We start from the raw sequence: 14,491 nt of genomic DNA on the forward strand, positions 1-14,491 counted from the left end.
CATGGGACAGGCCAGCACTCGGGACCGGATCGTCATCGCCGCAGCGCGGCTGCTGCAGCGGCAGGGCTATGTCGGCACGGGCATCAAGCAGATCGCCAAGGAGGCGGAGGCGACGCTGGGTTCCGTGTATCACTTCTTTCCCGGTGGCAAAGAGGCGGTCGCGGTCGCTGCTATCGAGCACAGCGGTCGGGAGTTCGCGGAGGTCCTCCGCGACGCGCTGGCCGGCGAGGAGGAGCCGGGTGCGGGCGTTCAAGCCTTCGCGCGGCAGCTCGCCGAAGGTCTGCGCGCGTCGGGTTGGACCGACGGCTGCCCGGTCACGGCAGCGGCGCTGGAAACCCTGGGCGTCGACTCCGAGATCCAGCAGGCGTGTGCCGAGGCGTTGCGCGGCTGGGAGCAGGCGGTCGTCGACAAGCTTCTGCGTTCCGGTTTCGGGGTCGGCGACGCCCGGGAACTGGCGACCACCATCATCAGTGCCCTGGAAGGCGCCGAAGTGACGGCGCAGGTCAACCGCAGCGAGGAACCGCTATGGGCGACGGGTCGACAACTGGCCCGCTTGATCGGTTCCTACGCCGCATCCCGCCCGTAAGGGTCATGAGCTCACGGGGTTTGGTTCGTCGCTTTCGTGCTCGCCCCATCGTTCCGTAGTCGACCTTGAACGGAGCTGTTGCCGAGCGGAGTCGTCGCGAGTAACTTGAACTATCGTACAAATAGTACGTTAGTTCAACTAGGTGGGGTTCGGCGATGAGCGGTGATCAGGAAAATCGGCGCGCGGGATGGCGGGAATGGGGTGGGCTCGCGCTGTTGGCATTGCCGACCATGCTGCTCGGCCTTGATGTGACGGCCCTGTACTTGGTTGTTCCGAGTTTGGCCGTTGACCTGGATCCTTCCGCGACCGAGACGTTGTGGATCATGGATGCCTACGGCTTCTTGATCGCCGGGCTCCTGATCACGATGGGAACGCTGGGGGACCGGGTCGGTAGGCGCCGGCTCCTGATGATCGGAGTGGCGCTTTTCGCGACAGCCTCGGTCGCGGTGGCATTCGCTCCGACGGCCTTGTGGTTGATCGCGGCGCGTGCGCTGCTCGGAGTGGCCGGGGCAACGCTGATGCCTTCGACCCTTTCCCTGATCAGCACGATGTTCACCGACCCCGGGCAGCGAGCATCGGCCATCGGTGTCTGGGCGACGGCGTTCGGCCTGGGGATGGCCGCGGGCCCGATCGTGGGTGGCGTGCTGACCGCGGCACTCTGGTGGGGTGCGGTCTTCCTCATCGCCGTCCCGGTCGCCCTGCTGGTGCTGGCGTCCGCGCCCACGCTCCTTCCGGAGCGATGGTCACCTGCCGGTCGGCTCGACGTGCCCAGTGCCGGGCTGTCACTGGCGGCGATACTGCCGGTCGTCTACGCGATCAAGCATGCCGCCGCGCACGGTATCGACCTCCCCGCGGTGACGGCCGCTGTCGTCGGTGGTGTCGCCGCCGTCGCGTTCGTCCGCCGTCAACTGCGTCTGCCGGAACCGCTGCTCGACGTGAAGCTGTTCACCAGTTCGACCTTCTCCGCGGCTCTGTCGGTGCTCTTGATCGGCCTCGTCGGATTCGGTGGCGCGATGTTCCTGGTGACGCAATACCTGCAGCTCGTCGCCGGCTTCTCCCCGACAACGGCCGGTTTGTGGATGGGTCCGCCCGCGCTTGCCATGCTCGTCGGCGCCATCGGGGCACCGTTGCTGGCGCGGCGTGTCTCGCCCGGTGTGGTCATGGCGGCGACCCTGGCGTTGTCGCTGGCGGGGTATGCGTTGTTGGCACTGGCGGGCACCGACGGCAACGGCACCGTCGTCGTGGGCTTCGCCCTTGTCTATCTCGGCCTCGGAGTTATCGCCGCGCTCGGCACCGACATCGTTGTCGGCGCGGCGCCGCCGGACAAGGCAGGATCGGCGGCCGCACTGTCCGAGACCGTCCAGGAACTCGGCATCGCAGCCGGTGTGGCACTCTTGGGAAGCTTCACCACCGCGATCTACCGCGGCAGCATCGAGATCCCCGCCGGGTTGTCGGCAGCGGTGGCCGCGACCTACAGTGACAGCCTCGCCGGCGCGTCATCGTTGGCGAGCCGGATATCAGGCGACGCTTTGGAGCATGCGCGAACCGTGTTCACCGTTGGACTCAACACCGCGTCTATGGCAGCAGGTGCCGCGATTGCGATCGCTTCCCTGGTGTGTTTCGTGACGCTGCGGCACCTCGAGCCCCTCGGTACCGCCGGTCGGCCGACCGAGGCGGCGGCCTCGCCATCCGGGAGCGAGTGATGAACGACGACAAGGCGATGGCAGTCGAGCCGGACGTTGCCGACGGACGCAAGGCGCGTGGCCACCGGCGACGAGCTCAGATCATCGAGGCAACGCTGGAGATCGTCCGCCGCGACGGCGCGACGGGTGTCACCCACCGCACCGTCGCCAAGGAAGCCGGGATCACCACCAGCCTGACCCTCTACTACTTCGCCACCCTGGACGATCTGCTGGTGGCCGCCTTGACGAGCGTCACGCAGCAGTACACAGACCGCATCCAGGATCTCATCGACACCGACGACGATCCCCTCGACGGCTTGTCGGAACTCATCGCGGAATCCGCCGGCCCGGGACGTGAACGAGCTCTCGCCGAGCGGGAACTGTCGACCCTCGCGGCGCGCCGTCCGGCGCTGCGCCCAGCCGCGCGCGCCTGGCGCGACAAAGTCGCCGAGCTCGCCCGAACACAGACCGACGACCCCGATGCGATCGAGGCTTTCGTCGCGCTGTCCGACGGTTTGTGTACTGCCATCCTCCTCGATGATCGGGACGCCGACCCCGCACACATCCGAGCGGTTCTCCGGAAGGCGCTGTCGCGAAGCGGCTCGGTCGACAGCGATCGGGTGTCGCCTCCGAGACCCGTATGAATCGCGCCATCGACAATCTGGGCACAAGCACCCAACCCTGAGGTGTGCCATGATCGCGAGGTGGACAGTGCCGATGGTCCCGCCGCCGATCGCGCCGAGTTCGACCGCCTCGTCGGCCCGTTGCGCGCGGAACTGCACGTGCACTGCTACCGCTTCCTCGGTTCGGTTCATGATGCCGACGACGCCCTGCAGGAGGCCCTGCTCCGCGCGTGGCGCTCGCGCGCGAACCTCACCGACCCCGGCAAATTCGGGCCGTGGCTGTACAAGATCGCGACCAACCGGTGCCTGACCATGCTCGCACAGCGCGGCCGCCGCGAACTCCCGATGGATTCGGAGCCGGATGTGCCTGCGGCCGAACGGATATGGCTCGAACCGTACCCCGGCATCGGGGTGGGGGAGCCCGGGCCGGAGGCACGCTATACGGCTCGCGAGTCGATCGAATTGGCGTTCATCGCGGTGATCCAGCAGTTGCCGGGCGTGCAGCGGGGTGCGTTGCTGTTGCGCGATGTCCTCGGCTTCACCGCGAGCGAGACCGCCGAATTGCTCGACGTGACCGTGGCATCGGCCAACAGCGCCCTACAACGGGCGCGGGCCCGCCTCGATCAGCGCGAACCGTCTGTGGCGCCCGACGATCCGCAGGCGCGCCGCCTCGCCGAGCGATACGCCACCGCCTGGGAGAACGCCGATGTCGACGGCATCGTCGCGCTGCTCGCCACCGACGCCCGCTACGCCATGCCGCCACTGCCCGAGTGGTATGCCGGACAACCGGCGATCCGGGAATTCCTGGTGACCGGCCCGCTGCACTGGCGCTGGCGCTTCCGTCCGACCGTTGCCAACGGCCAAACTGCGTTCGGCACCTACTGGTGGGACCCCGAGCGTTCCGTCTTCGCGGCCATGGCCCTCGATGTGCTGACAGTGCGCGGCGGTGCGATCACCGATGTGGTGTCGTTCCTCGACCCAGCACTGTTCGCCCGCTTCGCCCTCCCCGAATTCGTGACCGACTGACGATTAGTTCGGCACGACCGGCTGGGTCATACCGGTTAGTGGGACGTTCCCACGGCCGGGGCCCGCCCTCGGCACCTCGAAGGGAGACCGTCATGTCGCACGACGAAGACCAGATCCGCACCCTGATCAACGAGTGGGCCGCGGCCGTCCGCGCCGGTGACCTCGAGCATGTGCTGGCCGATCACACCGCCGACATCGTCATGTACGACGTACCGCCACCGCAGAACGGCGTCCGTGGCATCGATGCCTACCGGCAGACCTGGCCACCGTTCTTCACCTGGCTCGGCGGCGGCGCCGCCTTCGACATCGTCGAGCTGAACGTGTCGGCCGGCTCCGACATCGCCTACGCACACGCTCTGCTTCGGTGTGGATCACCGGAAGAGCTTGCGGCCGAACCCGATACCCGCCTGCGCCTCACTCTCGGCCTGCGCAAGGAAGGTGGCCGGTGGACGGTGGCCCACGAACACCATTCGTTCCCCGACACCACCGCCGACCCGGCCGACGACATCGCCGAGATCCGCGCACTGCATCAGCGGTGGTTCGCCGCGGCTGCCGAGAAGGACCTCGACAGCCTGATGGCGGAGATCGCGGACGACGTCGAATCCTACGAACACGACGCACCGCTGCACTACACCGGCGCGGACAACGTCCGCGAGGTCTGCAGGCGGGGACTCGCCGCCCCCGGGCGGGTGACCTGGGACGTCCCCGAAATGGCAGTCGAGGTCCGCGGTGATCTCGCCGTGGTGTGGGGCCTCAACCACATGAGCGCCGAGGACGCCGATGGGCAGGTCGATCACTCGTGGTCGCGAGGCACCCGGGTATTCCGCAAGCGTGGTGGACGGTGGTTGCTCGTGCACCAGCACGTGTCCTACCCCTACGACCCGGAAACCGGTGTTGCGGCAACGGATCTCGGACCCGAGGACGAGCCGCCGCGAAGTGCGTGACCACCCTGCGTCGGTACTGCCGCGTCGCAGGGTGGCCACCGATCGGTGGAGTTATTCGACCTCGGTCATCGCGAGGAGTTCAGCGCGGGCGATCTCGAGGTCTTCGTCCGACAGGTAGGGGCTGGCGGCGGCGACCGCGAGCCCTTCTGTGGCGTATCGGATCAGGAGGAGCCGGGTGTGGGGGAGACCGTCGGCGGCGAAGGCATCGGCAAGGATGCGGGCGTCTCGTTCGTAGAGGGCTTCGCGCTCCGGTGAGGTGCCGAGGGTGGTGATGAGGCTGGTGGGGGCGAGGACTCGTTTCACATATTCGCTGTCGCCGGTGAAGGCGCGGATGTAGGCCCGGGTGAATTTTCCGGGTCTGTTCTCCGACAGGTCGATCTGGGCGCGCACCTCTTCGTGCAAGCGGGTGAGGATGTGCTCGGTGACTCCGTTGACGAGTGCTTCGCGGTGAGGAAAGTGGTGCATGAGACCGCTTTTGGTGACACCTGCCGCGACCGCGATATCGGCCAGGGCCACATTGGCGCCGCGTTCGGTGAATACTGCCTCGGCCGCGTCCAAGATGGCGCGGCGGGTTCGTTCCTTGTCGCGGGTAGCGGTGCGGTCGCCGGTGGTTGTGCGGTCAGACTTCGTCATGTCGAGCTACTTTCACAGTGCCGTGGGAAGGGATGGCACGCCAAGCGAGGATCGCCGCGACGGCGAGGATCGCCGCCGCGATGAACGATGTGGTCTGCATGGCGTGGGCGAAGGAGTCCTTGGCCAGCGCGACGATGCCGGGGTCGTCGACCGTCGCGACGGTGGCGGCGAGCGAGTCCTCCACGACAGCGGCGCGGGACGGGTCGGTATCGGCAGGCAGGTTCACATGCGACCGGTAGTTCGCCAACTGGATGGACCCGAGAACCGCGATCCCCAGCGCCCCGCCGAGTTCGTACGCGGTCTCCGCGATCGAGGACGCCGCGCCCGCGCGTTCCCGGGGCACGGCGGTGACCACGGCGTCGACCGCCAGGGTCATGGCCACGCCCACGCCGAGACCGAGTACCGCCAAGGCGACACCCAGACCCCAGTAGCCGGAGTGGGTGGCGGACAACCCGAGTAGGAGAAGGCCGACCGCGGCAGTGGCGAGACCGGCGCCGATCGAGCGGCCCGGGCCGAATCGGGTGACGAGCACACCGACGAAGGCGATCACCACGATCGACGCGATCGTGGCCGGAAGTTCGGCCATCCCGGCCCGCAGCGGCCCGTAACCGCGCACGAGCTGAAGATACTGGGAGAGGAAGAACAGCAGACCCATGAACGCGAAGATCGACAATGCCGACGAGGTGACCGCACCCGTGAATGCCGGTCGGCGGAACAGCGCGATATCGAGTAGCGGGTACTCGAGATTCAACTGCCTGCGCACGAACAACCATCCTGCCACCACACCCGCTGCCACGAACGCGAGCACAGTCCAGTCGAAACCCGTTACGACCCAATGCTTTATCGCGTACACCAGGGGCACGATCGCGACAATCGACAGCGCCGCCGAGACGAGGTCCACCGGCCGGTCGGCGTCGCCGCGCGACTCCGGGAGCAGCACGACGCCCGCGACGAGGACGACCAGCATGATCGGCACGTTGATCAGGAACACCGAGCCCCACCAGAACCGTTCCAGCAGCGCACCGCCGACGAGTGGCCCGAGCGCGGCACCTGCAGTGGCGCCCGCGGACCAGATCGCGATCGCGGTGGTGCGTTGCCGTGGATCGCCGAACAGGTGACGGACGATCGACAGTGTCGAGGGCATGAGTGTCGCGCCCGCGACACCGAGTAGCGCGCGAGCGGCGATGAGCGTTTCCGGGTTCGGCGCGAACGCGGCCAGTACCGACGCACAGCCGAATGCCGCCGCACCGATGAGCAGCAGCCGTTTGCGCCCGATCTTGTCGGCCAGATTGCCCATCGTGATCAGCAAGCCGGCCAGCACGAACGAATAGATGTCGCCGATCCACAACAGTTGCGTCGCGGTCGGTGCGATGTCGGTGGTCAGCGACGGGACAGCCAGGTACAGGACCGTGCCGTCGATCGTGAGCAGCAGCACCACCAGGACCAGGGCGGCGAGCGCCCACCATTCGCGCCTACCCGCACGTTTCGTTTCGAGGTCTGGGCTCACCGCTTAAGATTAACCGACCATCTGGATTGTTGTACAGTATGACTGGACTGTAAATTCGAAATAATAGCTCGGCGGGTCGACAGGCAGGGTTTATGAGGCGGGGGTCGTCGCGGACAATCTCCGAGTGACGCTTACTCTCGCCGAACTTGTCGGCTACACCGATCGTGGTCTCGACGCTGATCTTTCCCGCTGGTTTCCGGACGCCGAACCTGTGACGATTTCTGCCGAAAGCCGTTCGGCAGAAACGTTTCTCGAACGACTCGCCCCGGCCGACGCCGCTGCGCTCGAGGCCTTCGACCGCCGGGTCCGCTCCGGTCGGATGCCGCAGTTCCTCGACATCTTCGAGTGGTCCTACGCGTTCGACTTCGCGGCCAACGGCTGCGGGATTCTCGATGCGGACTACAGCACCGAACTGGCTGACGACGACGTGTTCTCCGTCGGCGCCGACGGCGGCGGCAACCTGTATGTCCTGCTCACCAACGGGCAGGTCGCGGTGTGGTTCCACGAGGAGGAAGTGCTCGAGGGCGACACCCGTTTCGACAACCTCGATGTCTTCCTCTGGTCGTATGTGCGCTACCGGGCAGTGCGGGCGGGCAGGCTGGCACCGGCCGATATCGAGGCCGACTTCATCGCGCTCGGCCAAGACGGTGCGCTCGCCGAGGAGCTCGGGTTGTTGAGTCGAATCACCCAGTAGCGCAGCCATTGTCGCGTGCTCGTTGTACCGGCGATCCGGAACGACGCGTGGATCGTCAGCGCCGACCCGGCGGTAGGTCCATCGCTGCGGTCGCAGTCGGCGCCTCCGGCGATGCGGTCTCGGACGGAGTCCACATGCCGTGCGTCTTATGCGGTGGGCCGCTCGATGGTCAAACCCCTGAGCAGGGCACGTGCCAGCGAGGCGGCCTCGGCACGCCCGGTCGCGGTGTCTTCGGCCTCGGCGACGGTCAGTGACATCTCGGTCAATGCGCCGTAGAAGGCGCTGGCGAGGAGTTCGGGCGGATGTGGCTGCACAGCGCCGGATTCGAGCAGGTTGCGTGCTCCCTCGAAGACGAGGCCGTTGAGGTGGCGCCGGTCGATCTCGCGCCAGCGGCGCCAGCCGAGTGCGATCGGGCCTTGGAGCAGCACGATGTGGCGGTATTCGGGGTCGGTGCACACGTCGAGAAAGGCTTCGAGGCCGGCCTCGACTCGGTCGAGTGGGCTCGAGTGGGCGTCGATGGCCGACCGGATATGGTGCGCTGCCCGGTCCTCCAGCTCGTCCATGACCGCCTCGAACAGGCCCTTCTTGCCGTCGAAGTGGTGGTAGAGGGCGCCGCGGGTCAGCCCGGCGGTCCGAACCAGTTCCTCGGCGGTCAGCTCGGTGTAGTCCCGCGCGGCGAACAGTCGCGCGCCGGTGTTCAGGAGCGTCCGTCGAGTGTCCTCGATGTGCTTGTCACGTAGTGACTCCATGCGGTACGTTTACCACATACATCGTGTATGAGAGATTCGCGCAGTATGAAGCTGGAGGAACGAGATGGGCACATCAGTGGACGTCGTCGTCATCGGCGCGGGCATAGCCGGTCTCGTCGCCGCCCGTGATCTGTCGCGCACCGGTCATGACGTGCTGGTTCTGGAAGCGCGCGACCGGGTCGGCGGGCGCTTGCTCAATGCCGAACTCCCCGGCGGTGCGCCCATCGAGGTCGGTGGACAGTGGGTCGGCCCGACCCAGCATCTGGCCATGGCGCTGATCCGCGACCTGGGCCTGAGGACTCATCCCACCCACAACGCCGGTCGTCACATCGCCGAAATCGGCGACCGCCGTTCGGAGTTCACCGGCCGGATCCCCAAGCTGAGCCCGCTGGCCCTGCTCGACATCGCCCAAGCTCAACTGCGGCTTGACCGTCTGGGGCGCCGGGTGACCCGGACCGAACCGTGGCGTGCCAAGGGCGCCGAGGCGCTGGACGCGCAGACCTTCGAGACCTGGCTGCGCCACACCACCCATACAGCGGACGGGCGAGCGTTCTTCAAGCTCGTCACCGAGGCCGTGTTCTCCGCCGGGCCGGAGGACATGTCGGCGCTGTGGGCGAGCTTCTACCTCGGCGCGGGCGGGGGAGTCGATTCCATGATCGGCGTGGTCGGTGGGGCCCAGCAGGATCGGGTGGTCGGTGGCACGCAGGCCATCGCGCTGGCACTGGCAGAACAGCTCGGCGACCGGGTCGTCCTCGGCTGTCCCGTGACCGAGATCGACTGGGACGACTCCGGTGTCCGCGTCCGCACCGGTGCGACTGTCGTCCGCGCCCGCCGAGCCGTGGTCGCGGTGCCGCCACCGCTGGTCGCGCGGATCAGGTTCAGCCCCGGCCTGCCGGGCGATCGTGACCAACTCGTCCAGCGCATGCCGATGGGCCGCGCGATCAAGATCAACGTGGTCTACGACGAACCGTTCTGGCGGTCCGAGGGCTGGAGCGGACAGGCCGTCAGCGACCAACGACCACTCGGCGTCGTCTTCGACAACACTCCACCCGACGGCTCGCCCGGCGTCCTCGTCGGCTTCCTGGAAGGTCGCCACGCCGACACCGGCTCGCGGCTGAGTCCGGCCGACCGGCGCGCGCGGGTCCTCGACGACCTCGTCGGCTACTTCGGCCCCCGCGCCCGCACACCGATCGACTACATCGAGAAGGACTGGGCCGAAGAGGAATACAGCCGCGGCTGTTACGGGGCGTTCGCCACACCGGGCACGCTCACCCGATTCGGCCACGCGTTGCGACCGGCCATCGGCCCGCTGCACTGGGCCGGAACCGAAACCGCCACCCGCTGGGCGGGATACATCGACGGCGCCGCCGAATCGGGCCATCGCGTCGCACAGGAGATTCGGTCGGCCTCCGTCGACGCCGAATCGACAGGCCGTTCGGCATGACCGGTGTCATAGCAGGCCAGGGTGCCTCCGTCGCGCCCGTGGTCGCGCGATCGCGGGCGCCTGTTCGATGCCGGAGCAACTCGCCCGCTGGAGGCACGAGAGCGTCGATTGCGCAGCCTTCGGTCGATGATCACCGATAACGAGGCCGCCTTCGAGGCGGCGCTATGGTCTGACTTGCACAAATCCGCCGCCGAGGCGCAACTCACCGAGATCGGTGTGGTTTTCACCCGATGCAATTGCTGCTCGATCCGCTCGTCGGTGCCCTCGCCGCGGGCAACACCGCCGTGCTCGAACCGAGCGAGCTGTCCCCGGCCACTTCGGCGCTGATCGCACGCCTCGTGCCGCAGTACTTCCGAACGCCGGCCAGACCTGCGTGGCCCGGACTACGTGATGACCACGCCCGACCGGATCCCGGCACTCACCGCCGCCCTGCGGACCGCGATCACGGCCCTCTGGGGCGCGGACCCATCGGCGGGCAAGAACTACGGCCGCATCGTCAGCGACCGTCACTTCGACCGTCACACCGCCCTGCGCGCCGATGCCGACATCGTCATCGGCGGACAACACGACCGCACCGAGCGCTACCTCGCGCCCACCGTCGTCACGTTCGCCCACACGGGCGAACGCCCGACGGGTCGGGCCCGATGCGTGTTACTCATACGGGGGTGCGGCCTGAGTCCGCTGCGCTGCTCTGTGGGGGCGGCGTGTCGGCCGGGACCAGCCGATGCTGAGTTGGACGGCCCGTTGCCAGTGCTGGTATTCGTCTTCGCGAGCGGAGCGGTCGTGACCGGGCACCCATTGGGCGGCTGCTCGCCAGTTGCGGCGTAGTCCTTGCAGGTCCGGCCAGTAGCCGACCGCCAGGCCCGCTGCGTAGGCGGCGCCGAGGGAGACCGTTTCGGTGACCAAGGGTCGTGTGACGGGGATGTCGAGGACGTCGGCGATGATCTGCATGAGCAGGTTGTTGGAGGTCATCCCACCGGCCACCCGCAACGAGCGTGCGCGCAGGCCCGCGTCGGCGTTCATGGCGTCGAGGACATCGCGGGTCTGCCAGGCGGTGGCCTCGAGTGCCGCGCGGGCCAGGTGGCCCTTGGTGACGTAGGAGGTCAGGCCGATCAGCAGGCCGCGGGCGTCGCTGCGCCAGTGCGGGGCGTAGAGGCCGGAGAAGGCGGGGACCAGGTAGCAGCCGCCGTTGTCGTCGACAGTGCTTGCGAGGGTTTCGATTTCGGGTGCGGTGGTGATCAGGCCGACGATGTCGCGCAACCAGCCGACCAGTGAGCCGGTGACCGCGATCGGGCCTTCCAAGGCGTAGACCGGTTCCTCGCCGATCTGGTAGCCGATGGTGGTGAGCAGGCCGTGTGCGGAGCGGATGAGTTCGGAGCCGGTGTTCATCATGAGGAATCCGCCGGTGCCGTAGGTGCATTCGGTCTCGCCGGGTGCGAAACAGGTCTGGCCGAACAGGGCGGCGTGCTGGTCGCCGAGTGCGGCGCCGATCCGCACGCCCGGTGCGGCGGTGACCGCGGTGCCGAAGTCGCCGGTGGAGGGTTCGATGCGGGGGAGCATGGCGCGCGGAATGTCGAACAGCCGCAACAGTTCGTCGTCCCATTTCCGGGTGGTGAGATTCATCAGCAGGGTGCGGCCCGCGTTGGTGACGTCGGTGACGTGCACGCCGCCGGTCAGGTTCCAGATCAGCCAGGATTCCATGGTGCCGAACAGCACCTCACCGCGTTCGGCGCGCGCCCGCAGCCCCTCGACCTCGTCGAGCAGCCAGCGCAGGCGTGGCGCGGCGAAGTAGGTCGCCAACGGTAGTCCGCTCAGTTCGGTGATGCGTTGTGCCGCAGGCGAACTACGGAGGGATTCGACGAACTCTTCGGTGCGGATGTCCTGCCAGACGATGGCGGGACGCACCGGTACACCCGTCGCCCGGTCCCACACCACGGTCGTCTCGCGCTGGTTGGCGATGCCGATGGCCGCCACCTGCTCGACCCCGATCCCGGCATCGCGCAGGGCGGCGGGCAGAATCCGTTCGACGGTCCGCCAGATCTCGAGCGCGTCCTGCTCCACCCAGCCGGAGCGGGGATAGTGCTGACGGTGCACGCGCTGAGCCAGCCCGGCCAAGCGCGCGTGGCGGTCGAAGACCAGGCACCGGCTCGAGGTGGTGCCCTGATCGATCGCAAGGACGAAACGTGGCGTCATAGAAGGCCTTTCGGCAGGTTTCGCTCGATCATCGTGCCGCCGTCAGGTCGCGATGCACTGCCTGTGCGGCGGCACGCACCTGGTCGACCAGTCCGGCACGCGGCTGCGAGTGGCTGTCGCACAACCGGTCGACCGGTCCGGAGATGCCGATGGCCGCGACCACCAGCCCGCCCCTGGTGCGGATGGGTGCGGCGATGCCCGCTTCGCCGGTGCGGTATTCCTCGACCTCGCCCGCCCAGCCCGCACGCCGGACCTCGGCGATCGAACGAGCCGAGGCGGCGGGATCGGTGATGGTGCGATGGGTGAACGCCTGGAGCGCACCGCGTTCGGTGGCCGGTTCGTAGGCGAGCAGAACTTTCCCCAGGGCGGTGGCGTAGGCGGGCAGCACTTCACCGACGGCGAGGACCTGCTCGCTGTTGTCCGGCCGGAAGACGTGGTGCACCACCGTCACCCCGGCCGGCCGGGCAACCGCCATGCGCACCGACTCGCCGGTGCGCGCGGCGAGTGCGTCGGCGCGGTGGATGGCGCGTGAACGCAACTCGTTGACGTCGAGGTGGTCGGAACCGAGCTCGTGCACGGCGGGTCCGAGCAGGTAGCGACCCGTCACCGGATCCTGGTCGACGAAACCCGTGCCCAGCAGTGTCCGCAGGATCCCGTGGGCGGTGGGTTTGGCCAGGTCGAGGGCGGTCGCCACCTCGCCGACGCCCATCGGGCCCGACCCACGCGCGAGCAGCCGCAGCACGGCCGCGGCACGTTCGATCGATTGGATCGGACCCGGCATCGTCTGAACCTATCAGCCCGGCGTTCAGCATTGTCGAACGGTGACCGTGGCCCGCCGCTCGACTCGTTCCTAGCGTGGACCCCGGTGAACGGGCTCGACGGCGAGCCCGCGGAAGGACCACGATGAACCGGTATGTGGGCGCGATCGATCAGGGCACGACCTCGACGCGCTTCATGGTTTTCGATCACGCGGGCAGCGTGGTCGCACGGCATCAGCTCGAGCACGAGCAGATCCTCCCGAAACCCGGTTGGGTGGAACACGATCCGACGGAGATCTGGGAGCGCACCCGCACCGTCGTCGGGACCGCGCTCGCCCGGGCCGGTCTGACCGCCGCCGACCTGGCCGCAGTCGGTGTCACGAATCAGCGCGAGACCACCCTGGTCTGGAACCGCCACACCGGCCGCCCGTACTACAACGCCATCGTCTGGCAGGACACCCGCACCGATCGCCTCATCGCCGACCTGGACGACGATCACACCGAACTGATCCGCAAGCGGACGGGCTTGCGTCCCGCGCCATATTTCTCCGGCGGCAAACTGCGCTGGATCCTCGACAATGTCGAGGGGGTTCGCGCCGACGCCGAACGTGGCGACGCCCTGTTCGGCACCATCGACAGCTGGTTGATCTGGAACCTCACCGGCGGCACCCACGTCACCGACCCGACCAACGCCTCGCGCACCATGCTGATGGATCTGCGGACCTTGCGCTGGGACGAGGAACTGTTGCGCGTCTTCGACATTCCGGCCGCCATGCTGCCCGCCATCGCGCCTTCGTCGAACCCGGCCGGATACGGAACCACGATGCCGGACGGCCCCTTCGGCGGGACGGTGACGATCGCCGGCGCACTCGGCGACCAGCAGGCCGCGGCCGTCGGCCAGGTGTGCTTTCGGCCCGGCGAGGCCAAGAACACCTACGGCACCGGCAATTTCCTGATGCTCAACACCGGCACCGACATCGTGGATTCCACCCACGGGCTGCTCACCACCGTCGCCTACCAGTTCGGTGACGACGCGCCCGCCTACGCGCTGGAAGGGTCGATCGCGGTCACCGGTTCGGCGGTGCAGTGGTTGCGCGACCAGCTCGGCATCATCGCGGGCGCCGCGCAGATCGAGGACATGGCGGCCCAGGTCGACGATTCCGGCGGCGTGTACTTCGTGCCCGCGTTCTCCGGCCTGTTCGCCCCCTACTGGCGGCCGGACGCGCGCGGCGCCGTCGTCGGCCTCTCGCGCTACAGCAACAACGCCCATTTGGCGCGGGCGACACTGGAATCCATCGCCTACCAGACCCGTGACGTGGTCGAGGCCATGCAGCGTGACGCCGGGACACGGTTGAGCACGTTGCGGGTCGACGGTGGTGTCACCGTGAACAACCTCGCCATGCAGATCCAGGCCGACCTGCTCGGTGTCCCCGTCTCCCGACCTGTCGTCGCCGAGACCACGGCCCTCGGCGCCGCCTACGCGGCCGGGCTGGCCGCCGGCTTCTGGGCGGGCACCGACGAACTGCGCACCAATTGGCACGAAGACCTGCGCTGGTTGCCCACCTGGTCCGACGCCGACCGCGAACGCGGCTACACCCGCTGGCTCAAAGCCGTCGAACGCACCCTCGGCTGGGCCGACCTCGACTGATGCA

General features: G+C 68.0%; 14 protein-coding genes. 9 read left to right on the forward strand and 5 right to left on the reverse strand.

The window, feature by feature from the left end:
• The first annotated feature begins 1 nt into the window (after position 1).
• The 5 genes from ACWEVR_RS17940 to ACWEVR_RS17960 all read left to right on the forward strand — a co-directional run bounded on the left by ACWEVR_RS17940 (position 2) and on the right by ACWEVR_RS17960 (position 4,861).
• On the forward strand, positions 2-586 hold the full coding sequence (locus ACWEVR_RS17940; RefSeq protein WP_452467836.1) for a TetR/AcrR family transcriptional regulator: 585 nt from the start codon (positions 2-4) through the stop codon (positions 584-586).
• Between the two features lie 155 nt (positions 587-741).
• Positions 742-2,289, forward strand: coding sequence for an MFS transporter (locus ACWEVR_RS17945; protein WP_452467837.1), 1,548 nt, complete (start codon positions 742-744; stop codon positions 2,287-2,289).
• A complete protein-coding gene (locus ACWEVR_RS17950; protein WP_452467838.1) occupies positions 2,289-2,912 on the forward strand; it encodes a TetR/AcrR family transcriptional regulator in 624 nt (207 codons plus the stop codon). Before ACWEVR_RS17945 ends, ACWEVR_RS17950 begins: the two co-directional genes overlap by 1 nt.
• Before the next feature lie 60 nt (positions 2,913-2,972).
• The gene (locus tag ACWEVR_RS17955) at positions 2,973-3,917 is read left to right on the forward strand and encodes a sigma-70 family RNA polymerase sigma factor (RefSeq protein WP_452467839.1); all 945 of its coding nucleotides are present in this window, start codon (positions 2,973-2,975) and stop codon (positions 3,915-3,917) included.
• A 92-nt stretch (positions 3,918-4,009) separates the two neighbouring features.
• Entirely contained in the window at positions 4,010-4,861 is an 852-nt protein-coding gene (locus tag ACWEVR_RS17960; protein WP_452467840.1) for a YybH family protein, read from the forward strand.
• Between the two features lie 51 nt (positions 4,862-4,912).
• On the opposite strand, the gene ACWEVR_RS17965 is transcribed toward ACWEVR_RS17960, so the two are convergent.
• Complete coding sequence (locus tag ACWEVR_RS17965) at positions 4,913-5,494, reverse strand: TetR family transcriptional regulator (protein ID WP_067638105.1); 582 nt, start codon at positions 5,492-5,494, stop codon at positions 4,913-4,915.
• Entirely contained in the window at positions 5,481-7,001 is a 1,521-nt protein-coding gene (locus ACWEVR_RS17970; RefSeq protein WP_452467841.1) for an MFS transporter, read from the reverse strand. The genes ACWEVR_RS17965 and ACWEVR_RS17970 overlap by 14 nt, the downstream gene beginning before the upstream one ends.
• A 124-nt stretch (positions 7,002-7,125) precedes the next feature.
• Between ACWEVR_RS17970 and ACWEVR_RS17975 the strand changes: the two genes are divergently transcribed.
• The gene (locus tag ACWEVR_RS17975) at positions 7,126-7,695 is read left to right on the forward strand and encodes a hypothetical protein (protein ID WP_452467842.1); all 570 of its coding nucleotides are present in this window, start codon (positions 7,126-7,128) and stop codon (positions 7,693-7,695) included.
• Between the two features lie 146 nt (positions 7,696-7,841).
• On the opposite strand, the gene ACWEVR_RS17980 is transcribed toward ACWEVR_RS17975, so the two are convergent.
• Complete coding sequence (locus tag ACWEVR_RS17980; protein WP_452467843.1) at positions 7,842-8,444, reverse strand: TetR/AcrR family transcriptional regulator; 603 nt, start codon at positions 8,442-8,444, stop codon at positions 7,842-7,844.
• 64 nt (positions 8,445-8,508) lie between these two features.
• Between ACWEVR_RS17980 and ACWEVR_RS17985 the strand changes: the two genes are divergently transcribed.
• Together ACWEVR_RS17985 and ACWEVR_RS17990 are read left to right on the forward strand one after the other, a co-directional pair.
• Positions 8,509-9,888: a flavin monoamine oxidase family protein gene (locus tag ACWEVR_RS17985; RefSeq protein ID WP_452467844.1), complete on the forward strand. Its 1,380-nt coding sequence runs from the start codon at positions 8,509-8,511 to the stop codon at positions 9,886-9,888.
• 230 nt (positions 9,889-10,118) lie between these two features.
• Complete coding sequence (locus ACWEVR_RS17990) at positions 10,119-10,619, forward strand: hypothetical protein (protein ID WP_452467845.1); 501 nt, start codon at positions 10,119-10,121, stop codon at positions 10,617-10,619.
• On the opposite strand, the gene glpK (ACWEVR_RS17995) is transcribed toward ACWEVR_RS17990, so the two are convergent.
• Positions 10,540-12,081 (reverse strand): glycerol kinase GlpK, encoded by a 1,542-nt coding sequence (gene glpK / locus ACWEVR_RS17995; RefSeq protein WP_452467846.1) that lies wholly within the window; start codon positions 12,079-12,081, stop codon positions 10,540-10,542. The genes ACWEVR_RS17990 and glpK (ACWEVR_RS17995) overlap by 80 nt on opposite strands.
• 28 nt (positions 12,082-12,109) lie before the next feature.
• Positions 12,110-12,862 (reverse strand): IclR family transcriptional regulator, encoded by a 753-nt coding sequence (locus tag ACWEVR_RS18000; protein ID WP_452467847.1) that lies wholly within the window; start codon positions 12,860-12,862, stop codon positions 12,110-12,112.
• Between the two features lie 122 nt (positions 12,863-12,984).
• Between ACWEVR_RS18000 and glpK (ACWEVR_RS18005) the strand changes: the two genes are divergently transcribed.
• A complete protein-coding gene (gene glpK, locus ACWEVR_RS18005; RefSeq protein WP_452467848.1) occupies positions 12,985-14,487 on the forward strand; it encodes a glycerol kinase GlpK in 1,503 nt (500 codons plus the stop codon).
• The last annotated feature ends 4 nt before the right edge of the window (positions 14,488-14,491 follow it).

The sequence above is a fragment of the Nocardia sp. NPDC003979 genome (genome assembly GCF_053605015.1).